The 21,508-nt window shown below is 65.1% G+C and carries 20 protein-coding genes; 19 read left to right on the plus strand and 1 reads right to left on the minus strand.

Annotated elements, in window-relative coordinates:
* Nucleotides 1-160 precede the first annotated feature (160 nt).
* From HAP40_RS13825 to HAP40_RS13885, 13 genes are all read left to right on the plus strand, one after another.
* Nucleotides 161-1,333 carry a fumarylacetoacetate hydrolase family protein gene (locus HAP40_RS13825; RefSeq protein WP_166817272.1) on the plus strand — a complete coding sequence of 391 codons (1,173 nt, stop codon included), beginning with the start codon at nt 161-163 and terminating at the stop codon, nt 1,331-1,333.
* Between the two features lie 403 nt (nt 1,334-1,736).
* Entirely contained in the window at nt 1,737-2,702 is a 966-nt protein-coding gene (ytfQ, locus tag HAP40_RS13830) for a galactofuranose ABC transporter, galactofuranose-binding protein YtfQ (protein ID WP_166817271.1), read from the plus strand.
* Nucleotides 2,703-2,815: 113 nt separating this feature from the next.
* Complete coding sequence (locus HAP40_RS13835) at nt 2,816-4,360, plus strand: sugar ABC transporter ATP-binding protein (RefSeq protein ID WP_166817270.1); 1,545 nt, start codon at nt 2,816-2,818, stop codon at nt 4,358-4,360.
* Complete coding sequence (locus tag HAP40_RS13840) at nt 4,357-5,349, plus strand: ABC transporter permease (RefSeq protein ID WP_166817269.1); 993 nt, start codon at nt 4,357-4,359, stop codon at nt 5,347-5,349. The genes HAP40_RS13835 and HAP40_RS13840 overlap by 4 nt, the downstream gene beginning before the upstream one ends.
* The gene (gene yjfF / locus HAP40_RS13845) at nt 5,346-6,326 is read left to right on the plus strand and encodes a galactofuranose ABC transporter, permease protein YjfF (protein ID WP_166817268.1); all 981 of its coding nucleotides are present in this window, start codon (nt 5,346-5,348) and stop codon (nt 6,324-6,326) included. The genes HAP40_RS13840 and yjfF overlap by 4 nt, the downstream gene beginning before the upstream one ends.
* Nucleotides 6,323-7,099, plus strand: coding sequence for a FadR/GntR family transcriptional regulator (locus HAP40_RS13850; RefSeq protein ID WP_166817267.1), 777 nt, complete (start codon nt 6,323-6,325; stop codon nt 7,097-7,099). The genes yjfF and HAP40_RS13850 overlap by 4 nt, the downstream gene beginning before the upstream one ends.
* Nucleotides 7,096-8,022 carry a Gfo/Idh/MocA family protein gene (locus HAP40_RS13855; protein WP_166817266.1) on the plus strand — a complete coding sequence of 309 codons (927 nt, stop codon included), beginning with the start codon at nt 7,096-7,098 and terminating at the stop codon, nt 8,020-8,022. Before HAP40_RS13850 ends, HAP40_RS13855 begins: the two co-directional genes overlap by 4 nt.
* 2 nt (nt 8,023-8,024) lie before the next feature.
* Entirely contained in the window at nt 8,025-9,101 is a 1,077-nt protein-coding gene (locus HAP40_RS13860) for an aldose epimerase family protein (RefSeq protein ID WP_166817265.1), read from the plus strand.
* A complete protein-coding gene (locus HAP40_RS13865) occupies nt 9,101-9,979 on the plus strand; it encodes an SMP-30/gluconolactonase/LRE family protein (protein ID WP_166819516.1) in 879 nt (292 codons plus the stop codon). Before HAP40_RS13860 ends, HAP40_RS13865 begins: the two co-directional genes overlap by 1 nt.
* 72 nt (nt 9,980-10,051) lie before the next feature.
* Complete coding sequence (gene chvE / locus HAP40_RS13870; RefSeq protein WP_166817264.1) at nt 10,052-11,122, plus strand: multiple monosaccharide ABC transporter substrate-binding protein; 1,071 nt, start codon at nt 10,052-10,054, stop codon at nt 11,120-11,122.
* Between the two features lie 130 nt (nt 11,123-11,252).
* Nucleotides 11,253-12,830 carry a multiple monosaccharide ABC transporter ATP-binding protein gene (mmsA, locus tag HAP40_RS13875; protein WP_166817263.1) on the plus strand — a complete coding sequence of 526 codons (1,578 nt, stop codon included), beginning with the start codon at nt 11,253-11,255 and terminating at the stop codon, nt 12,828-12,830.
* A complete protein-coding gene (gene mmsB / locus HAP40_RS13880) occupies nt 12,827-14,017 on the plus strand; it encodes a multiple monosaccharide ABC transporter permease (protein ID WP_166817262.1) in 1,191 nt (396 codons plus the stop codon). Before mmsA ends, mmsB begins: the two co-directional genes overlap by 4 nt.
* Nucleotides 14,018-14,269: 252 nt before the next feature.
* Nucleotides 14,270-15,526: an ATP-binding protein gene (locus tag HAP40_RS13885; protein ID WP_246741111.1), complete on the plus strand. Its 1,257-nt coding sequence runs from the start codon at nt 14,270-14,272 to the stop codon at nt 15,524-15,526.
* A 25-nt stretch (nt 15,527-15,551) separates the two neighbouring features.
* On the opposite strand, the gene HAP40_RS13890 is transcribed toward HAP40_RS13885, so the two are convergent.
* Nucleotides 15,552-15,683 (minus strand): hypothetical protein, encoded by a 132-nt coding sequence (locus HAP40_RS13890; protein ID WP_256380475.1) that lies wholly within the window; start codon nt 15,681-15,683, stop codon nt 15,552-15,554.
* A gap of 194 nt (nt 15,684-15,877) precedes the next feature.
* On the opposite strand from HAP40_RS13890, the gene HAP40_RS13895 reads away from it, so the two are divergent.
* From HAP40_RS13895 to HAP40_RS13920, 6 genes are all read left to right on the plus strand, one after another.
* Nucleotides 15,878-16,456 carry a cytochrome c oxidase subunit 3 family protein gene (locus HAP40_RS13895; RefSeq protein WP_166817261.1) on the plus strand — a complete coding sequence of 193 codons (579 nt, stop codon included), beginning with the start codon at nt 15,878-15,880 and terminating at the stop codon, nt 16,454-16,456.
* Nucleotides 16,456-16,716 (plus strand): cytochrome C oxidase subunit IV family protein, encoded by a 261-nt coding sequence (locus HAP40_RS13900; RefSeq protein ID WP_166819514.1) that lies wholly within the window; start codon nt 16,456-16,458, stop codon nt 16,714-16,716. The genes HAP40_RS13895 and HAP40_RS13900 overlap by 1 nt, the downstream gene beginning before the upstream one ends.
* A 94-nt stretch (nt 16,717-16,810) precedes the next feature.
* Nucleotides 16,811-17,263, plus strand: a complete 453-nt coding sequence (locus HAP40_RS13905; RefSeq protein ID WP_166817260.1) for a c-type cytochrome — start codon at nt 16,811-16,813, stop codon at nt 17,261-17,263.
* A gap of 38 nt (nt 17,264-17,301) precedes the next feature.
* On the plus strand, nt 17,302-18,648 hold the full coding sequence (locus HAP40_RS13910) for a cbb3-type cytochrome c oxidase subunit I (protein WP_166817259.1): 1,347 nt from the start codon (nt 17,302-17,304) through the stop codon (nt 18,646-18,648).
* 62 nt (nt 18,649-18,710) lie between these two features.
* Nucleotides 18,711-19,520, plus strand: a complete 810-nt coding sequence (locus HAP40_RS13915) for a CbbQ/NirQ/NorQ/GpvN family protein (protein WP_166817258.1) — start codon at nt 18,711-18,713, stop codon at nt 19,518-19,520.
* Nucleotides 19,521-19,530: 10 nt separating this feature from the next.
* Nucleotides 19,531-21,447 (plus strand): nitric oxide reductase activation protein NorD, encoded by a 1,917-nt coding sequence (locus HAP40_RS13920; RefSeq protein WP_166817257.1) that lies wholly within the window; start codon nt 19,531-19,533, stop codon nt 21,445-21,447.
* The last annotated feature ends 61 nt before the right edge of the window (nt 21,448-21,508 follow it).

Genomic DNA, 21,508 nt, shown 5'->3' on the forward strand with positions numbered 1-21,508 from the left:
GGCTCGTCGAGCGGCGCGTCGCGGCGCTGAAGGCGCGGGCTGGGGCATAGCGGCCCTCGCCGCTGCTCTGGACTTCCGGAGCCAGACGTTTATTGGTCTTCGCCAAAGTGACCGGTCAGCGGTTGACGCGGCCGGTCGAAAAGCAGCGAGGACGCCAGCCATGACCACATTGTCGGTGAAAGACCTTCTCCCCGAGGACGGAACGCGGGGCACGTTGGCGGGCCGCGTCTGGCTGCCGCAGGTGAGTGGCCCCGCCGTGGTCGCCGTGCGGAGCGACGGTGTCTTCGATGTCACCGCAAAATTTCCGACCATCAGCGCGCTCTGCGAGGAAGACAATCCGGCCGGGGCGCTTGCCGCGACCAAGGGCGAGCGTATCGGCGACCTCGAAGCGATCGTTGCGAACACGGCGCCCGATGGGCGCGACCCGAAAAAACCGTGGCTGCTCGCCCCCGTCGATCTCCAGACGTTGAAGGCCGCCGGCGTCACCTTCGCCATCTCGATGCTGGAGCGCGTGATCGAGGAGCGGGCCAAGGGCAATCCGGCCTCGGCCGACGCGATCCGGAAGGAGGTGACGCGGCTGATCGGCGACGATCTGTCCAAGCTCAAGCCCGGCTCGGATCAGGCGATGCATCTGAAGCAGGTGCTGATCGACCAGAACGCGTGGAGCCAGTATCTCGAAGTCGGCATCGGCCCCGATGCGGAGGTCTTTACCAAGGCCCCGACACTGTCCTCCGTTGGCACCGGCATGGATGCCGGTCTGCATCCGAAATCGACCTGGAACAACCCCGAGCCGGAACTGGTGCTGTTCGTGTCGAGCCGCGGCAAGATCGTCGGCGGTGCGCTTGGCAACGACGTCAATTTGCGCGACTTCGAGGGGCGGTCGGCGCTGCTGCTGTCGAAGGCCAAGGACAACAACGCCTCCTGCGCGATTGGGCCATTGCTGCGCCTGTTCGATGACAGCTTCACGCTCGACGACGCACGCAAGCTGGACATCAGCCTCAACGTGAAGGGCGCGGACGGCTTCGTCCTCAACGGCCATTCCTCGATCAGCAAGATCAGCCGCGATCCAACCGATCTGGTCGAGCAGACCATCGGCAAGGTGCATCAATATCCGGATGGATTCGTGCTGTTTCTCGGCACGATGTTCGCGCCCGTCGAGGATCGCGACGCGCCGGGGCAGGGGTTCACCCATAGGCGCGACGACATCGTCACGATCGCCGCACCCCAACTCGGCAAGCTCGTCAACCGCATGCGCACGAGCGATGAGTGCGAGCCGTGGAGCTTCGGCATCGGCGCGCTGATGAAGAACCTGGCGCAGCGGAAGCTGATCTAGCTCTTCGCCACTGCGGGCTCTCCGCGAGTCGATTGGTCGACATACGCAGGCCTCATCGTCAGCGCAACGAAGCAATCCAGTGTCTTTCCGCGGGAGGATTCTGGATTGCTTCGCTGCGCTCGCAATGCCGGGAAGAGAGGCTGCGGATTGCACTATCAACGGCGTCGCCCGACCGCCCATAATTTCTTCATCCGCGCGTTGCATAGCCGGAACAAAATCGCGCTTAGCGTGTCAAAGAGGTGCCCGCTGTCGCTTGATTGCGCTTTCCACCAAATAGTCAAATAATATGACTAGTCGGAACGCACCTTCCGTGAAATAGTGCCTCCTGCCGCCTCGAAGGCCGGCCTGCGGGTGCCATGCTACCAATCGGCGCCCCGGATAAACATCTTGGGAGACACGCCTGATGACCCTCAAAGCCCTCCTTGCGGCCAGCGCCACGGCCGCGTTGCTGCTCGCTCTGCCGGCAAATGCCGCCGAGCTCACCATCGGATTCTCGCAGATCGGATCGGAATCCGGCTGGCGCGCGGCCGAGACCTCGGTCTCCAAGCAGGAAGCCGCCAAGCGCAAGGTCAACCTCAAGATCGCCGACGCGCAGCAGAAGCAGGAGAACCAGATCAAGGCGATCCGCTCCTTCATCGCGCAGAACGTCGATGCGATCTTCCTCGCGCCGGTCGTGTCGACCGGCTGGGATTCGGTGCTGAAGGAAGCCAAGGAAGCCAAGATCCCGGTCGTGCTGCTCGACCGCGACATCGATCCCTCCGGCAAGGATCTCTATCTCACGGCCGTCACCTCCGACAGCGTGCACGAAGGCGCCGTCGCCGGCGACTGGCTCGCCAAGACCGTCGGGACGAAGGCCTGCAACATCGTCGAATTGCAGGGCACGGTCGGCGCCAGCGTCGCCGCCAACCGCAAGAAGGGTTTCGACACCGCCATCGCCAAGCATCCGAACCTGAAGGTGGTGCGCAGCCAGACTGGCGACTTCACCCGCGCCAAGGGCAAGGAGGTGATGGAAAGCTTCATCAAGGCCGAAGGCGGCGGCAAGTCGATCTGTGCCGTCTATGCTCACAACGACGACATGATGGTCGGCGCAATCCAGGCGATGAAGGAAGCCGGCCTCAAGCCGGGCAAGGAGATCCTCACCGTCTCGATCGACGCTGTCCCCGACATCTTCAAGGCGATGGCCGCCGGCGAAGCCAACGCGACGGTCGAGCTGACGCCGAACATGGCCGGTCCTGCGCTCGACGCCATTGCAGCCTTCAAGGGCAAGGGCACGGTTCCGCCGAAGTGGATTCAGACCGAGTCCAAGCTCTACACCGCCGCCGACGATCCGCAGAAGATCTACGACAGCAAGAAGGGGCTCGGTTACTGAGGCGCAATGCGCCGGGCCGCCCTCGTGGTCCGGCGCACGCCTTCGAAACCGTTGTGTTAACGGCTAGGCCGGGTGTCCGCCTCATCGCGGGCATCGGTGGGAGTGACGTTGCCATGGAGAACAGCCCCGATCCGGCTCCGGCCCTTCTGGAGGTGCGCGGGATCAGCAAGAGCTTCGGTGCTGTGCGTGCGTTGCAGGAGGTCAACTTCACGCTGCGCGCCGGTGAGATCCATGCGCTGCTCGGCGAAAACGGTGCCGGCAAATCCACGCTGATCAAGGTAATCACCGGCGTGTTTCCGCGCGATGCCGGCATCGTCAGGATCGGCGGCGAAGAAATCGCCCCGCGCTCGGCCAAGGCCGCACTTCAGGCCGGCATTGCCACCGTCTACCAGGAGGTCAATCTGCTGCCGAACCTCTCGGTGGCGCAGAATCTGTTCCTCGATCGCCAGCCGATGCGCTTTGGCATCGTGCGCGAAGGCGAGATGCGGCGTCGCGCCAAGGCGCTGCTTGCAGACTTCGGCCTCGACATCGATGTCGCCGCACCGCTTGGCAACTATTCGGTCGCCATCCAGCACGTCACCGCGATTGCGCGCGCCGTCGACCTCTCCGCGCGCGTGCTGATCCTGGACGAGCCGACCGCGAGCCTCGACCGCCACGAGGTCGAGATCCTTTTCGGCATCATGCGCCAGCTCGCAAAGCGCGGCATCGGCATCGTCTTCGTCAGCCATTTCCTCGATCAGGTCTACGAGATTTCCGACCGCATCACGGTGCTGCGCAACGGCCGCCTGGTGGGGGAGCGCGAGACGGCTTCGCTGCCGCGGCTCGATCTGATCCGGATGATGCTCGGCCGCGAGCTGGCCGAGACCACCAGCGCGCGCGCGACTGCCGCCGGGCACAAGCCGCGCGAAATCTGCGCGAGCTTCGAGGGTTACGGCAAGGCTGGCTATGTCGCGCCGTTTAATCTCGAGCTGCGCCATGGCGAGGTCGTAGGTCTTGCCGGCCTGCTCGGTTCGGGCCGCACCGAGACGGCGCGGCTGGTGTTCGGTGCCGAACGCGCCGATCGCGGGCAGGCGAGGGTGGAGGGCGCGCCCGTGCGGCTGCAGTCGCCGCGCGACGGCGTTCGCCACGGTTTTGGCTATTGTCCCGAAGAGCGCAAGACCGACGGCATCGTCGCGGAGCTCAGCGTGCGCGAGAACATCGTTCTCGCGCTCCAGGCCAAGCGCGGCCTGCATCGCCCGTTGTCGCGCCGCGAGCAGGACGAGATCGCAAGCCGCTACGTCAAGATGCTCGACATCCGCCCGCCCGATCCGGAGCGGCCCGTAGGCCTGCTCTCCGGGGGCAACCAGCAAAAAGTGCTGCTGGCGCGCTGGCTCGCGACCTCGCCGCGGCTCCTGGTGCTGGATGAGCCGACCCGCGGCATCGATGTCGGCGCGCATGCCGAGATCATCCGCCTGATCCGTGAGCTCTGTGACGACGGCCTCGCACTGCTCGTGATCTCTTCCGAGCTCGACGAGATCGTGACCTATTCCGACCGCGTCGTGGTGCTGCGCGACCGCGCGCATGTCGAGGATCTCGCGGGCGAGGCGATCGACGTCGGCAGCATTCTCGCCGCCATCGCCGCCGACGGCAAAGCCATCGCGCATGAGGGGCGGGCATGACAGCGCTGCTGCCGCGCCGCGGCCTTGCCCAGATCCTCGCGCTGATCGTCATCCTGGCAGTCGATCGCGCGGTGTCGCCGCAGTTCTTCGACCTGCGTCTCCAGGACGGCCGGCTGTTCGGCAGCCTGATCGACGTGCTCAATCGCGGCACGCCGGTGGCGCTGCTCTCGCTCGGCATGGTGCTTGTCATCGCGACGCGCGGCATCGACCTGTCGGTCGGCGCGGTCATGGCGATCTCGGGCGCCATCGCCGCAAGCTTTGCCGACAGTCATGGTCTGCCGGTGGTGCTGGCGGCTGCGCTGGGTGCCGGACTCGTCTGCGGCCTCTGGAACGGCTTCCTCGTCGCCGTGCTCGGCATGCAGCCGATCGTAGCGACGCTGATCTTGATGGTGGCGGGACGCGGTATCGCCCAACTCATCACCGAAGGGCGCATCGTCACCTTCTCCTCGCCTGATCTGGTCTGGCTGGGCAATGGTGCAGTGCTCGGCCTGCCGGTGCCGGTCGTGATTGCCTTGGGCATGCTGATCCTGACCGCCGCGGTGGTGCGAGGCTCGGCGCTCGGGCTGCTGATCGAGGCGACCGGCGGCAATGCCAGGGCGAGCGAGCTTGCCGGCGTCGGCACTCGTGCCATGATCCTGGCCGTTTATGTCTGGTGCGGGGTCTGCGCCGCGCTCGCCGGCGTGATCGCGGCGGCCGACATCATGGGAGCCGATGCCAACAATGCCGGCCTTTGGCTCGAGCTCGATGCCATCCTCGCCGTGGTGATCGGCGGCACTTCGCTGTTCGGTGGCCGCTTCAGCCTCATGCTCGCGGTGTTGGGAGCCCTGATCATCCAGACCATGAACACCGGCATCCTGCTGTCGGGCTATCCGCCCGAGTTCAATCTGCTGGTCAAGGCGGTGGTGGTGCTCGCGGTGCTGCTGCTGCAATCGCCGAAACTGTCCGGAATTGCCGGGTTCGCGGCACGGCTGCGGAGGACGAAAGCATGAAAGGCCTGCCGCCCGTCCTCATCACGGCGATCGTGCTCGTCGCGGGCTTTGCGCTCTGCGCGATGCAATTCCCCAACATCGCCTCGACCCGCGTGGTCGGCAACCTCCTCACCGACAACGCATTTCTGGGGATCGTCGCGACCGGCATGACCTTCGTCATCATCTCCGGCGGCATCGATCTATCGGTCGGCTCGGTCATCGGCTTCACCACGGTGTTCGTGGCGCTGGCGATCGAGCGCTGGGGTGTGCCGCCGCTGGTCGCCTTCGTCGCGATACTCGTTCTCTCGGCGGGGTTCGGGGCTGCGATGGGCGCCGTAATCCATGCCTTCGACTTGCCGCCCTTCATCGTCACGCTGGCCGGGATGTTCCTGGCACGCGGTGCGAGCTTCCTGCTCTCGACGGAATCGGTGCCGATCACTGCGCCGGTCTACTCCACCGTGTCGGACTTCGCGCTGCGCATGCCCGGCGGCGGACGGCTGACGGCGGTCGCGATCATCATGCTAGTGATCGTGATCGGCGGCGCCCTGCTGCTGCAACTCACCAGGTTCGGCGCCAATGTCTACGCGCTCGGTGGCAGCCGGGCGACCGCAAGCCTGATGGGCGTTGCCGTCGGCAAGATGACGGTGAAGATCTACATGCTGTCGAGCCTGCTGGCTGGCATCGCCGGCATCGTGTTCTCCTTCTACACGAGCGCCGGCTACTCGCTGTCCGCCGTCGGCGTCGAGCTCGACACCATCGCGGCCGTCGTGATCGGCGGCACCCTGCTCACGGGCGGACAGGGCTCGGTGATTGGCACCTTCCTCGGCGTCCTGATCCAGGGCCTGATCCAGACCTACATCAATTTCGACGGCACATTGTCGAGCTGGTGGACCAAGATCGCGACCGGTGTCTTGCTGTTTGCTTTCATCGCCTTGCAGCAGGGGCTGGTCGCGCTCGCGCGCCGGCCGGTGAAGGCGAGCGCGGGAGCTGCCTCATGACTTCGCGCATCGTCGTCATCCCGACGCGGCGGGCCCACTCCAACCATGCGGAAGTGGCTCGTTCGATCGGCGTCGACATCATCGCCGGACGCTATGCGGAGGGGACGCGGCTGCCCGGTGATGCCGAAATGATCGCGATGTTCGGCGTTTCGCGCCCGGTGCTTCGCGAGAGCGTGAAGACCCTGGTCGCCAAGGGCCTGCTCACCACCAAGGCACGCGTCGGCACCGTCGTGCGCGAGCGCGCGGCCTGGAACATGTTCGACGCCGATGTCTTGGCCTGGCATCTGGATGCCGGCATCGACAAGCGCTTCCTCAATGACCTTGCCGAGATACGTCTGGCTGTCGAGCCGCGCGCCGCGATGCTGGCGGCGGCGCAGCGATCGGAGGAAGATCTCGTCGAGCTTCGACGCTGCATGGACCGTATGCGACTTGAAGCGTCCGATTCCGTCGGCTTTGCCGACGCCGACCTCGCGCTCCACGTTGCGGTGGCGCGCGCCTCCGGAAACCTGTTCATGCGCTCGATCGGGCATGTCATCGAGGCTGCGCTGCGCGCCTCGTTCCTGCTCAGCGCCCCGGTCGAGCCGGAGGATCGTGACACCGTGCTGCTCTGGCATCAGAAGATCGTCGATGCCATTGCGGGGGGCGATGCCGATGCCGCCTCGGAGGCGATGGTCTACGTCATTCACAACGGCATGCGCCGCCACGAAGGCACGGTGATCGAGACCGTGCAAGCCGAGGCGCTTCCGTCAATCGATACTGGAGAACAACCGTGACAGACCTTCGCATCGCCATCGTCGGCTTCGGCAAGATCGCGCGCGACCAGCACGTCGGTGCGATCGGCGCGACGGCGGGCGCGACGCTCGCGGCTGTCGCCAGCCGCAACGCCTCGCTGCCGGGACTGCCGCATTTCGCGACGATTGAAGAATTGCTGGAGAAGGGACCGCCGATCGACGCGGTCTCGCTCTGCACGCCACCGCAGGTGCGCCGCGCCCAGGCTGCTGCGGCGCTGGCCGCCGGCAAGCATGTCATGCTGGAGAAGCCGCCGGGCACGGGCATCGCCGAACTCGATCCGCTGATCGCAATGGCGGCGGGTGCGAAGCGGACGCTGTTTGCGACCTGGCATTCGCGCTACGCGCCGGCGGTCGAGCCGGCACGGCAATGGCTCGCCGGGCGCCGCATCGCCTCGGTGCACATCAGCTGGAAGGAGGACGTGCGCGTCTGGCATCCCGGGCAGGGCTGGATCTGGGAGCCGGGCGGCCTCGGCGTGTTCGACCCCGGCATCAACGCGCTGTCGATCCTGACCCACATTCTGCCGCAACCCGTGTTCGTCACCGCGGCCGAGCTGGCCTTTCCGGCCAATTGCCAGGCGCCGATCGCCGCGAATCTGTCGTTGACGGACATCGGGGGCCTGCCGGTCAGCGCCGAATTCGACTTTCGCCAGACGGGACCCCAGAGCTGGGATATCGTGGTGGAAACCGACCAGGGACGGTTGACCCTGTCGAATGGGGGAGCGCGCATGGCGATCGACGGCAAGGTGCTTGCCGAAGCGCCCGACGAGGAATATCGCGGGCTCTATCGGCGTTTCGTCGCGCTTGCCGCGACCGGCGCAAGCGATGTCGATCTGGCGCCGCTTCGCCTCGTCGCCGACGCCTTCCTGCTCGGCAGGCGCTCCGTCGTCGAACCGTTTGTGGACTGACCATGGCCGCATCAAGGATCACAAGAGACGTTTTTGGAACGCTGCCGGACGGCCGCAAGGTCGAGCGCATCGTGCTGCGCGGGGAGGGCGGCTTCGAGGCGCGCATCATCACCCATGGCGCGGTGCTGCAAGCGCTGATCGCGCCCGACGCCAATGGTAGCCATGACGACGTCGTGCTTGGCCATGACGCGTTCGCGGGCTATTTCGCCGAACGAAAGTTCCTGGGCGCCACGGTCGGCCGCTATGCCAACCGCATCGCCAAAGGGAAGTTCTCGCTCGACGGCGAGACGGTGCAGCTTCCCGTCAACAACGGTCCCAATGCGCTGCATGGCGGGCTCGATGGTTTCGATCGCAAGCTCTGGGAGATTGCGGAGATCGATGAGGGCGCTGCGCCCGCGGTGACGCTCACTTATGTCAGTCCGCATGGCGAGGAGAATTATCCTGGTCGTCTCGACGTCCGCCTGACCTATCGCATCACGGGTCCGACCGAGCTGTCGCTCACCATGGACGCCCGCACGGACCGGCCGACCATCGTCAACCTCACCAACCACAGCTTTTTCAATCTGGAGGGCGCGACGTCCGGCACGCCCATTCTCGATCACAAGCTGACCGTTGCCGCCGACCATTTTCTCGCGATTGATCCCACGGCCATTCCGCTTCCGGAGCCGCCGCGCAGCGTTGCCGGCACGCCGTTCGATTTTCGCGAGGCTCGAGCAGTCGGTGCGCGGATCCGCGAGAGCGATCTGCAATTGCAGAGCGGCAGGGGTTACGACCACACCTACTGCCTGGGCCGTGACGGCAAGCTCGCGTTCGCAGCGCGGCTGGAGGCGCCGCGCTCGGGGCGTGTCATGGAGCTGTTCACCGACCAGCCCGGACTTCAGGTCTATTCCGGCAATTATCTCGACGGCACGATTTCGGGGAAGGGCGGCAAGCTGATCCGGCAATCGGATGCCATGTGCCTGGAGCCGCACGTCTGGCCCGACGCGCCGAACCGGCCGGATTTTCCGAGCCCTCGGCTGGCGCCCGGGGAGGTCTACCGCCATCACACGGTCTATCGCTTTTCGGTGAGGTCACCATGATGGAACAGGTGCCCACGTCCGTCCTCTCGGACCATCCCTGCCATCTCGGCGAGGGGCCGACCTATGACGCGACCACCGGCACGGCGTGGTGGTTCGATATCCGTGAAGGGCTGCTGTTCGAGGCGCAGCTCGGCAGCGGCAGCGTCCGCGTTCACGCACTCGGCCGGATGGCGAGTGCGCTCGGGCGGATCGATGCCGAACGGCAATTGATCGTCGCCGAGGACGGCCTCTATGTCCGCAAGCTCGCCAACGGCGCCATGACGCTGCTCTGTCCGCTCGAAGCCGACAATCCTGCGACGCGCTCCAATGACGCGCGCGTGCATCAATCCGGCACGTTCTGGATCGGCACGATGGGCCGCAAGGCGGAGCCGGGGGCGGGCGCGATCTATGCGTTCCATCGCGGCAGGATCTCGCTGCTGTTTCCCCGCATCAGCATCCCCAACTCGATCTGTTTCTCGCCGGACGGCGCGATCGGCTATTTTGCCGATACCGCGCGCGCGGTGCTCTACGCGGTGCCGCTCAATCCCGCGACCGGCCTGCCGCGCGGCGAGCCCGAGGTGTTGCTGCGACACACCGGCATCGGCGGCCTCGACGGCTCGGTGTGCGATGCCGACGGGCGGATCTGGAACGCGTGCTGGGGTGCGAGCCGCATCGACGTCTACTCTCCACAGGGTGAGCGCCTGCGCTCGCTCAGCGTGCCGGCGAAGCAGGCGAGCTGTCCCGCGTTCGTCGGTCCGGATCTGTCGCGCCTCCTCGTCACCTCCGCCTGGCAGGACATGGACGCGGCGACGCGCGCCGCTGATCCGCAGGCAGGCCAAACCTTTCTGCTCGAGGCAACAGCGCGCGGTCGCGCGGAGCCCGACGTCAAGCTCGCATAGGAGATCCGAAGCAACCCGACCCGACGTCCTCGACGAAACGAAGAACAGTCTGACACCCAAAGGGAGTGAAACATGCTGAAACTGAAGACCACATTTCTGGCGCTGGCGCTGGCCGGCGCTGCGACCATGGCCACAGGCGTCGCCGCCTCTGCCCAGAAAGCGACGGTCGGCATCGCCATGCCGACCAAATCCTCGGCGCGCTGGATCGACGACGGCAACAACATGGTCAAGGTGCTGAAAGAGCGCGGCTACAACACCGACCTGCAATATGCCGAGGATGACATTCCGAACCAGCTCTCGCAGGTCGAGAACATGGTGACCAAGGGCGCGAAAGCGCTGGTGATCGCCGCGATCGACGGCACCACGCTGTCCGACGTGCTCAAGCAGGCGAAGGCAAAGGGCATCACCGTGATCGCCTATGACCGCCTGATCCGCGGCACGCCCAATGTCGACTACTACGCGACCTTCGATAATTTCCAGGTCGGCGTCCTCCAGGCGCAGTCGATCGAACAGGGGCTCGGCCTGAAGGAAGGAAAGGGGCCGTTCAACATCGAGTTGTTCGGCGGCTCACCCGACGACAACAATGCCTACTTCTTCTACAACGGCGCCATGAGCGTGCTGAAGCCCTATATCGACAGCGGCAAGCTCGTCGTCGCGTCGGGCCAGATGGGCATGGACAAGGTCGCGACGCTCCGCTGGGACGGCGCCACCGCGCAGGCGCGCATGGACAATCTGCTCAGCGCCTATTACGGCAACAAGAAGATCAATGCCGTGCTGTCGCCCTATGACGGCATCTCGATCGGCATCATCTCCTCGCTGAAAGGTGTCGGCTATGGCAGCGCCGACCAGCCGATGCCCATCATCTCCGGTCAGGACGCCGAGGTGCCCTCGATCAAGGCGATGCTGCGCGGCGACCAATACTCGACCATCTTCAAGGACACCCGCGACCTCGCCAAGGTCACGGCTGACATGGTCGATGCAGCACTCGCCGGCAAGCAGGTCACCGTCAACGACACCAAGACCTACGAGAACGGCGTCAAGACGGTGCCGTCCTATCTGCTCAAGCCGGTGGTGGTCTACAAGGACAATTGGGAGAAGGTGCTGGTCGACAGCGGCTACTACAAGAAGTCGCAGTTCCAGTAGATTTCTCGTGCCGTCGTTCCGGGGCGCCCGAACGGCGAACCCGGAACCTCGAGATTCCGGGTTCGATGCTTCGCATCGCCCCGGAATGACGGCGGAGGGACTGACGAAAGTTTCCAGGGACACGAATGCCATGACCGCCATGCTGGAGATGCGCAACGTCAGCAAGAGCTTTGCCGGTGTGCAGGCGCTGCGCGACGTCAACTTCTCGGTTGAGGCCGGGCAGATCCACGCGCTCGTCGGCGAGAACGGCGCCGGCAAGTCGACGCTGATGAAGGTGCTGAGCGGGGTCTATCCGCACGGCAGTTACGAAGGCACCATCGAATTCGAGGGCGAGGAGCGGCGCTTCCGCGACATCAACGATTCCGAGGCGCTCGGCATCATCATCATCCATCAGGAGCTGGCGCTGATCCCGCTGATGTCGATCGCGGAAAACATCTTCCTGTCGCATCCGCCGTCGAAGCTCGGGGTGATCGACCGAGACGAGGTTTACCGGCGTACGCGGGAGCTGCTCGCGCAGGTCGGCCTGAAGGAATCGCCGGATACGCTGATCACCGATCTCGGCGTCGGCAAGCAGCAGCTCGTCGAGATCGCCAAGGCGCTCTCCAAGCGGGTGCGGATGCTGATCCTGGACGAGCCGACCGCGAGCCTCAACGAGGCCGACAGCGCTGCCCTGCTCGAACGCCTCATGACATTTCGCGAGCAGGGCATTGGTTCGATCCTGATCTCGCACAAGCTGAACGAGGTCGCCAAGGTCGCCGACCACATCACGGTGCTGCGCGACGGCCGCACGGTCGACAGCATCGATTGCCATGCCGAGCCGATCCAGGAGGACCGGATCATCCGCAGCATGGTGAACCGCGATATGGCGCACCGTTTCCCGGACCGCAGCGCGACGATCGGCGATCCCGTGCTCGACGTCGCGAACTGGTCGGTCCATCACCCCATTCACCCCGAGCGGCAGGTGATCAAGAACGTCAATTTCAGCGTCAAGCGCGGCGAGGTCGTGGGCATCGCCGGCCTGATGGGTGCCGGCCGTACCGAATTCGCCATGAGCCTGTTCGGCCGCTCCTGGGGCACCAGCATCAGCGGCAGCCTCCGGCTCGAGGGCAGGGAGATGACGCTACCGAACGTCGCGGCCGCGATCGACGCCGGCCTTGCCTATGTCACCGAGGACCGCAAGCAACTCGGCCTGATCCTCGCCGATGACGTCCGCAAGAACATCACGCTGGCGAGCCTCGACCAGGTCGCGCCGGGGCGGGTGATCGACGACATCGCCGAGCTGAAGGTCGCGAGCGACTACCGCAACCGCATGCGCATCCGCTGCTCCGACGTCTACCAGGAGACCGGCCAGCTCTCCGGCGGCAACCAGCAGAAGGTCGTGCTGTCGAAATGGCTGATGACCGACCCCAAGGTGCTGATCCTGGACGAGCCGACGCGAGGCATCGACGTCGGTGCCAAATACGAGATCTACTGTATCATCAACGAGCTGGCGGAGGCCGGCCGCGGCGTCGTGGTGATCTCCTCGGAGATGCCAGAGCTGCTCGGCATCTGCGACCGCATCTGCGTCATGAACGAAGGCGCCTTCGTCGGCGAGTTCAGGGGATCCGAGGCGACGCAGGAAAAGATCATGCGCGCGATCATGCGCAATGAGAGAAGCAACGAAGGCGGCGCTCATGCGACCGCGGAGATGGGAGGATCGCAGCCATGACCGACAAGACGGTGTCGCTGCCCGAGGAGCGCCGGCACGGCAGCTTCATCAAGAACAACTTGCGCAACTACGGCATGCTGATGTCGCTGGTCGCGATCATGCTGTTCTTCCAGATCATGACGGGCGGCACGCTGTTGCAGCCGCTCAACCTGACCAACCTTGTGCTCCAGAACAGCTATATCGTCATCATGGCTTTGGGCATGCTGCTGGTGATCGTCACCGGCCATATCGACCTTTCGGTCGGCTCGGTCGCGGGCTTCATCGGTGCCGTAGCCGCCGTGCTGATGGTGACCTACAAGGTCGACTACACGCTCGCCTTCATCGCCTGCCTGCTGGTGGGCGCCGCGATCGGCGCCGCGCAGGGCTATTGGGTGGCCTATTTCAAGATACCGTCCTTCATCGTGACGCTGGCGGGCATGCTGGTGTTTAAAGGGCTTGCGCTCGCGGTGTTGCAGGGCCAGTCGCTTGGGCCGTTCCCGGCGACCTTCCAGAAGCTGTCGTCGGGGTTCATTCCGGAGCTGTTGCCCGAGGCGGGTACGCTGCATCCGACCTCAATGTTGATCGGCGCGGTGCTTGCGCTCGGTCTCGTCTATGCCAGCGCCAAGGGCCGCTCGCGCGAGCAGTCGCATGGCATCGAGGTCGAGCCGTATGCGTTCTTCCTGGGCAAGAGCGTTCTTTTGGCCTGTGCCGTGCTTTATTTCACCTATCTGATCGCCTCGCATCGCGGCCTGCCGAACGTGCTGGTCATCATGACGGCACTGATCGCGCTCTACGGGTTCGTGACGCGCCGCACGGTGGTCGGCCGGCAGATCTACGCCGTCGGCGGCAACGCCAAGGCGGCGAGCTTGTCGGGCATCAAGACCGAGCGGCTGACCTTCCTCACCTTCGTCAACATGGGCGTGCTCGCCGCGCTCGCCGGCCTCGTCTTCGCTGCGCGTCTCAACACGGCGACCCCGAAGGCCGGTCTCGGCTTCGAGCTCGACGTCATCGCCGCCTGCTTCATCGGCGGCGCCTCGGCCTATGGCGGAGTGGGGCGCGTCGGCGGTGCCGTGGTCGGCGCCATGATCATGGGCGTGATGAACAACGGTATGTCCATCCTCGGCATCGGCATCGACTATCAGCAGGTCATCAAGGGCCTGGTGCTGCTGGGGGCGGTGTGCATCGACGTGTATAACCAGCGGCGCTGACGCTTCGCAGCCCGGATGGAGCGTAGCGCAATCCGGGTTGTCTCCGCGTGGCGAGATTGCCCCCGCATTTCGCTGCGCTTTGTGCGGGCTACGGTCTACAAATATTGCCCACGGGTTCCAGGGCGGCCTTGCAATGTGTCCCAGCCTGAAACGTCGCACGGCCGGTGTGTACCGTTGATCTAGATCAACCGGTGACCGGTTTCGTGCTAATTTCATGCAACTGGCGGAGGGGCGATCACGGGGGGAACCCGAGTGACGAGCATTGTGAGGTCATCGCCGGCCTCGGAGGTGACGCTGGTTTCGACGTTGCCGGCGTTGCAACTGATCTACGATACGGCCCCGATTGGGCTTGCCTGTCTGTCGCTAGACTGCCGATACCTGTTGATCAACCAGCGGCTGACCGAAATCTGCGGCATATCCGTCGAGGGCCATCTCGGGTGCACGGTCAGGGATTGCGTGCCTGCGCTGGCGGATTCCGTGGAGCAGATCGTGCGATCGATCGTCGCAACGGGCGATCCCGTGATCGGCATCGAGGTGGCGGGGCAACGGGCCGATCAGCGCGAGGACCGCTCCTGGGTCACCTATTGGCATCCGCTGCGAATGCCTGATGGCGAGATCGTCGCGATCAACGTGGCGGCGGAAGAGATCACCGAACGCAAGCGCGCAGAGCGGGAGATCCGCAGCGCCAGGGATGCGGCGGAGACCGCGCTTCGGCATTTGCGCGATATCCAGGACACCCTGATCGAGGCCGAGAAATTGGCGGCCCTCGGGCGCATGGTCGCCGGTGTCGCCCACGAGATCAACACGCCGCTCGGCAGCAGCCTGACGGTCGCCTCGACGCTCCAGCGCAAGGCAGAGCAGTTCGCGGCGGAAGTCGCGCGCGGCAATCTCAAGCGTTCCACATTGACCGGATTTCTGGAGCTGGTGACCGATGCATCGGCACAGCTTGTCACCAATCTCGGCCGCGCCGCCGAACGGGTGCAGTCCTTCAAGCAGGTGGCGGCCGACCAGACCGTGTCACACCGGCGTAGCTTCGACGCCGGCGAGCTGACGGGCCAGGTTCTCTCCCAGTTTGAGCGGCAGTTGCGCACGCGCGATATCGCGCTCAGTCTTCACAGCGAACCCGGCCTTGCCATGGACAGCTACCCGGGACCATTCGGCCAGGTGTTGACCAATCTCGCCGTCAACGCGATGACGCATGCCTTCTCCGGCGGCGAGACCGGGAAGATCCACGTATCGCTACGCACCGTAGATCATGGTCACGTCGAGCTGCTGTTTGCCGACGACGGTTGCGGCATGGCTCCCGACGTGGAGCGACGGGCCTTCGACCCGTTCTTCACCACCCGCCGGCATGACGGCGCGAGCGGCCTCGGTCTGCACATCGTCCACAGCATCGTCGTCGATCGATTGGGCGGCCAGCTCCGGCTCGAGAGCAAGCCGGGGGGAGGCACAAGGTTTCAGCTCATTCTGCCGAGAAGGGCGCCCGACCGGTGGTCCGTCGAGAGCTGATCGCACCCTGATCGGAGCAACAGGATTACTGCGTCGTGAACAACACCGTCGCGATCGCGACGGCGAGGCTCACCGCCGATACGGTCGCGACCGTCGACAGCACGCCCATCCGGCGGAGCGCGATGGCAAACGCGATGATGATGGGTGTCGCGGTCATCAGTCCAATCTGTGCATCGCTCATAGGGTCGTTCGTCGTTTCGTGGAACCGCCGGATGTATGCATCCTATGACGGCGCGGCTGGCGGGATGTTGCGTTAGCGCAAACGTCCACGCCGCTTGCCCTCTTTGTGCAGCATCAAAGTGGAACCGCGCCGTCGCGGTATCGTCTTCGCATCTTCGATGCGGAAAGCAGATGTCGGCAACGGATTGCGAGCAACGGGAAACCGGCTGGGGAGTTCTCGAAGATCTCCCCGGCGATCCCATGATCTGGGTTTTGATCTTCAGTGAGCTCGCCGCCTTCGGCCTGTTTCTCGGCGCCTTCAGCGTCGCCCGTGCGATCCATCCCGCGACGTTCGCGGCAGGGCAGGCCACGCTCGATGCACATCTCGCCGGGATCAACACCGTCGTTCTGGTGACCAGCGGATGGGCCGCGGCCCGCGGGACGGCTGCCGCGCGTGGGGGCCGCAGGCAGGCCGCGCGCGGCTGGCTGTTTGGCGCCATCGCGCTCGGCGCATTCTTCATCGCAGTCAAGTTGTTCGAATATGCAGGGGAGATCGCCCAGGGAAATGGTCTGGAGACCAGCCCGTTCTTCACCCTCTATTTTCTGCTCACCGGCTTCCACCTCCTGCATGTCGGCCTCGGCATCGTGATCCTGGCCGTAGTTTCCCGGAATGCCGAAGCATCTGGCGTGGAGACGGGTGCCGCCTTCTGGCACATGGTCGATCTCTTGTGGGTCGTCATGTTCCCGATCATCTATCTGGTGCAGTCGTGATTCCGGGGCGTCTCGACGTCACCTGGATCGCGCTGATCGGTCTTGCGCTCGCGACCATTCTGGTCCCATCGCTTGTGGCGCGTCCACTCCTCGGCAATGCCCTGCTGCTGGCATTTGCGGCCCTCAAGGGGCACCGTATCGTGCTCGATTTCCTCGACCTTCGGGCTGCGCCCGCGCTCTGGCGCGGTCTCGTCAGCGCATGGCTCTTCATCGTGCTGTTGCTTGCCTGGCTCGCATCCGCTGCCGTCGCCCTGATCTGACGCGCTCATTGCGCCCTGACAAAGAACACGCCGGGCAAGTCGGCAATAAATCGCAGCATCGCTTTTTGCAGGACTCAACCGGAAAGGATTGGCAATGGCTGAACGCCTGACCAAGTCGGCCGCTCGAAACGTCTTCTACGGCGGCTCGGCCTTTTTCTTCGCCATCTTCATCGGGCTGACGGCGCACAGCCACTACTACATGGCCACGACCTCCACCGATGCCAAGACGCTGACGTCCTCGGTGGCCCGCGGCAAGCATGTCTGGGAGAAGCACTCCTGCATCAACTGCCACACGCTGCTCGGCGAAGGTGCCTATTTCGCGCCCGAAGTCGGCAACGTCTGGGATCGCTGGGGCGGCAACGAGGACCCGGCGGGTGCACGCGAGACGTTGAAGGCCTGGATGCAGGCACAACCTTCAGGCGCGCCGGGTCGGCGGCAGATGCCGCAGTTCAACCTCACCGATCAGGAGCTCAACGATCTCGCCGACTTCCTGCAATGGACCTCTACGATCAAGCGCCAGGAGTGGCCGCCGAACAAGGCCGGTTGAGCGCATCGCTTCCTGAATCCCTCAAGAGAGAGCCAGAGATGAAATATCAGACCCAGAAAGTCGCGATGCTGTATTTCTACGGCGCGCTGACGCTGTTCCTCGCGCAGGTCCTGTTCGGCCTTGTCGCCGGAACGATCTACGTCCTGCCCAACACGCTGTCGACCCTCCTGCCGTTCAACATCGTCAGGATGATCCATACCAACGCGCTGATCGTGTGGTCGCTGATCGGCTTCATGGGTGCGACCTACTTCCTGCTTCCGGAAGAGACCGAGACCGAGCTGTACAGCCCGCTTTTGGCAAAGATCCAGTTCTGGATGTTCTTCGGCGCGGCGGGTGTGGCCGTGGTCGGCTATCTCTTCCACTACCATGAGGGCCGCGAGTTCCTCGAGCAGCCCTTCATCATCAAGATCGGCATCGTCGTCGTCTGCCTGATGTTCCTGTTCAACGTGACGATGACGGCGCTGACAGGTCGCAAGACCACCGTCACGAACATCCTGCTGTTCGGGCTGTGGGGCGTTGCGATCTTCTTCCTGTTCGCCTTCTACAATCCGATCAATCTGGCGGTCGACAAGATGTACTGGTGGTACGTCGTCCATCTCTGGGTCGAGGGCGTCTGGGAGCTGATCATGGCCTCCATTCTCGCCTATCTGATGATCAAGCTAAACGGCATCGACCGCGAGGTCGTGGAGAAATGGCTCTACGTCATCATCGGCCTTGCGCTGTTCTCGGGCATCCTCGGCACCGGCCATCACTTCTACTGGATCGGCGCACCGGGCTATTGGCGGTGGATCGGCTCGCTGTTCTCCACGCTGGAGGTCGCTCCGTTCTTCACCATGGTGATCTTCACGGTGCAGATGACCTGGAAGGCCGGCCGCAAGCATCCGAACCGCGCTGCGCTGCTGTGGTCGGTCGGCTGCTCGGTGATGGCGTTCTTGGGAGCCGGCGTCTGGGGCTTCCTGCACACGCTGTCCTCGGTGAACTACTACACCCACGGCACCCAGGTCACCGCTGCGCACGGCCATCTCGCCTTCTTCGGCGCCTATGTGATGCTGAACCTGTCGGTGATGGCCTACGCGATCCCGCAGCTCAAGGGACGCGCGCCCTACAATCAGTGGCTCTCCATGGCGAGCTTCTGGATCATGTGCACGGCCATGATGGTGATGACCTTCGCGCTGACCTTTGCCGGCGTGGTCCAGGTTCACCTCCAGCGCGTGCTCGGCCAGGGCTACATGGACGTGCAGGACCAGCTCGCGATGTTCTACTGGGTCCGGCTCGGCTCCGGCGTGTTCGTGGCGATCTCCGCTCTGATGTTCGTCTGGGCGGTGCTGGTGCCCGGCCGCGAGAAACAGGCGACGATTCCCGCCGCGCTGCAGCCGGCCGAGTAAATGCAAACGGCGGCCGTGGTTCGCCGCGGCCACCCGCTTCCCGAACAAACCGGAGAGACGTTATGAAAGCTGTCCTTCACACGGTGACCTCGGCTCCCGAGCTGCCGGCCTATGTTCCATCCGGAAACGAATGCGGGCTGTTCGAGCATGCCTGGCGACGCCGGCTGCCGGTCCTGCTCAAGGGCCCGACCGGTTGCGGCAAGACGCGTTTCGTCGCGCATATGGCGGCGCGGCTGGGATTGCCGCTTCACACCGTCGCCTGTCATGACGATCTCACCGCGGCCGATCTCACCGGCCGCTATCTGCTTCGCGGCGGCGACACGGTGTGGACCGATGGTCCGTTGACGCGCGCGGTTCGCGAGGGCGGCATCTGCTATCTCGACGAGGTGGTCGAGGCGCGCAAGGACGTCACCGTGGTGCTTCATCCTCTGACCGACGACCGCCGTATCCTGCCGCTGGAGCGCACCGGCGAGGAATTGGTGGCGCCGAGCAGCTTCATGCTCGTGGTCTCCTATAATCCCGGCTACCAAACGCTGCTCAAGGCGCTGAAGCCGTCGACGCGGCAGCGCTTCGTCGCCATCGAATTCGGCTTCCTGCCGCCGGAGCAGGAGATCGCCGTCGTGTCCGCCGAAAGCGGACTGCCGCCGGAGCGCGTGCGGCCGCTGGTCGGGCTGGCTGGCCGGCTGCGTGCGCTTAGGGGCCACGACCTGGAGGAGGGCGTCTCGACCCGGCTCGTGGTCTATTGCGCGAGCCTGATCGCCGCCGGCACGCCGATCGCCGATGCCGTGCTTGCCGGCATGATCGAGCCGCTCACCGACGATGGCGACGTCAAGGCGGCGCTGCTGGACGTCGCGCGTGCCGTGATCGGCTGAGGCTGCTGCGATGCTCGATTTCCTCGAACTGGAGGAGACGGTTGGCCGCGCCTGGCACCGGATGGTCGGTGGCACCGCGAGCTACCCGGTCCACGACGATCACGCCGTCACGCTCGCCGAGGTGAGGAGCCGGCTTACGGTGACGTTCCGCGCGCTCGGCGGCGAGACCGGTGTGCAGATCGCGAGCGCAAGCGCGCGAAACTCCGCGCACCGGCTCGGCTGGCGGCAACGCATCGGCCTTGGAGACGAGCGCCTCGAGCAGCCGGGCCGCGACGCCGCGACGATCTTCCTTCCCGATCGCATCGCGATCTTCGCCGACCGCGCACTGAACGCATCGCTCTATCGCTGGCTTGCTGCGTGGTTCGCGGCCGCACCGGTCGAGGCGATCAAGGAAGCCGATCCGCTGCGGCGGGATCTTCTGGTGTTGCGCCGGGCGAGTGAGACCGCGGTCTGGGTGCTCACGGAGTTCCCGGGGCTTGTCGCCGATTACGCGCAGCTTGCCGCGGCCACCGCCGCCGCTCGGCCTCGTCGTCCTTTGCCGCGCATTGAGCAGGAGATCGAACAGATCGTCCTGGCATTGCTCGGCGCCGGAAAGGCGCCCGCAGGCAAGCTGTGGCCGGCGATGATGGGGACGGGCCCGCTGCCCGACAAGGCGCCGCCGGGCTATCGCTCCATCCTGCCCTGTCCGCTCTGGGGCGACTGCTGGACGCGCCAGCTCTCGCCCGCGCATGCGGGTGAAGACGAATGCGTGCCGGGCGCGGCACCTGCGCCCTCGGACGATCGTAGACGGTTTGCCGCCCGCGAGCGCGAGGACGATTCAAACCGTCGCGATCCCTTCGTGCTCAATCGCATCGAGAAGATCCTGGCGATGGCCGAGATGGTGAATGTCGATCGTCCGGCCGATGACAGCGAAGACGAGGATGCGCAGAAGGCAGCCGACGATCTCGAGGAGATCACGCTCAGCCGCCGCAGCGGAAAGCCGGCGACACGGCTCAAGTTCGATCTCGACCTTCCGCCCGAGGCGCTCGATGCTTCTCCACTGAATGCGGATCTCACCTATCCCGAATGGGACTACCGCAGCAGCTCCTATCTGCCCAATCATTGCCGCGTGCTCGCTGGCGCGGCCTCCGAGCGGGGCGAGGACTGGAAACCGGATGATGCCATGCGCCGGCACATCCGCCAGGTGCGCCGCCGCTTCGAGGTGTTGCATCCGCGTTACGAAGTGATGCGCGCCCAGACCGACGGTCACGACCTCGATCTCGACGCGCTCGTCCGCGCACGGTGCGACCTTCGTGCCGGCAGCAGCACTGGCCTCGCCCGCATTCACGTCGCGATGCGTCCGCAGGGTCACGATCTCGCCGTCACGCTGCTCGTCGACGTCTCGCTCTCGACCGATGCCTGGGTCGACGGTTATCGCGTAATCGACGTCGAGAAGGAGGCGCTGCTCGTGCTCGCGCACGGGCTGTCGGCCTGCGGCGACCACAACAGCATCGTGACCTTCACGTCCCGTCGACGGTCCTGGGTGCGGCTCGAAACCGTCAAGGCGTTCGGCGAGCCGATGAGCGGGGCGGTGGAGCGCCGCATCGGCGCGCTCAAGCCGGGCTATTACACGCGGATCGGCGCCGCGGTGCGCCATACCTCGGCCGAGCTCGCGCGGCAGCCGCAGCGCAAGAAGCTGCTGCTCGTCCTCACCGACGGCAAGCCCAACGATGTCGACCATTATGAAGGCCGCTTCGCGGTCGAGGACGCCCGCAAGTCCGTGCAGGAGGCGCGCCGGCTCGGCTTTGCCGCATTCGGCGTGACCGTGGATGCGACGGCGCAATCCTACTTCCCGACCCTGTTCGGCCGCGGCGGCTACGCCATCGTCGGCAACATCAAGCGGTTGCCCGCTGCGCTGCCGGCGATCTACCGGCAACTGGCGCATTGAGGGACAGCAGATGGCACCCACGGCTCGCCCGTACTGAGCTATTGCTCATTTGATGAGCATA

The organism is Bradyrhizobium sp. 1(2017) (assembly GCF_011602485.2).
Taxonomy (GTDB): Bacteria; Pseudomonadota; Alphaproteobacteria; order Rhizobiales; family Xanthobacteraceae; genus Bradyrhizobium.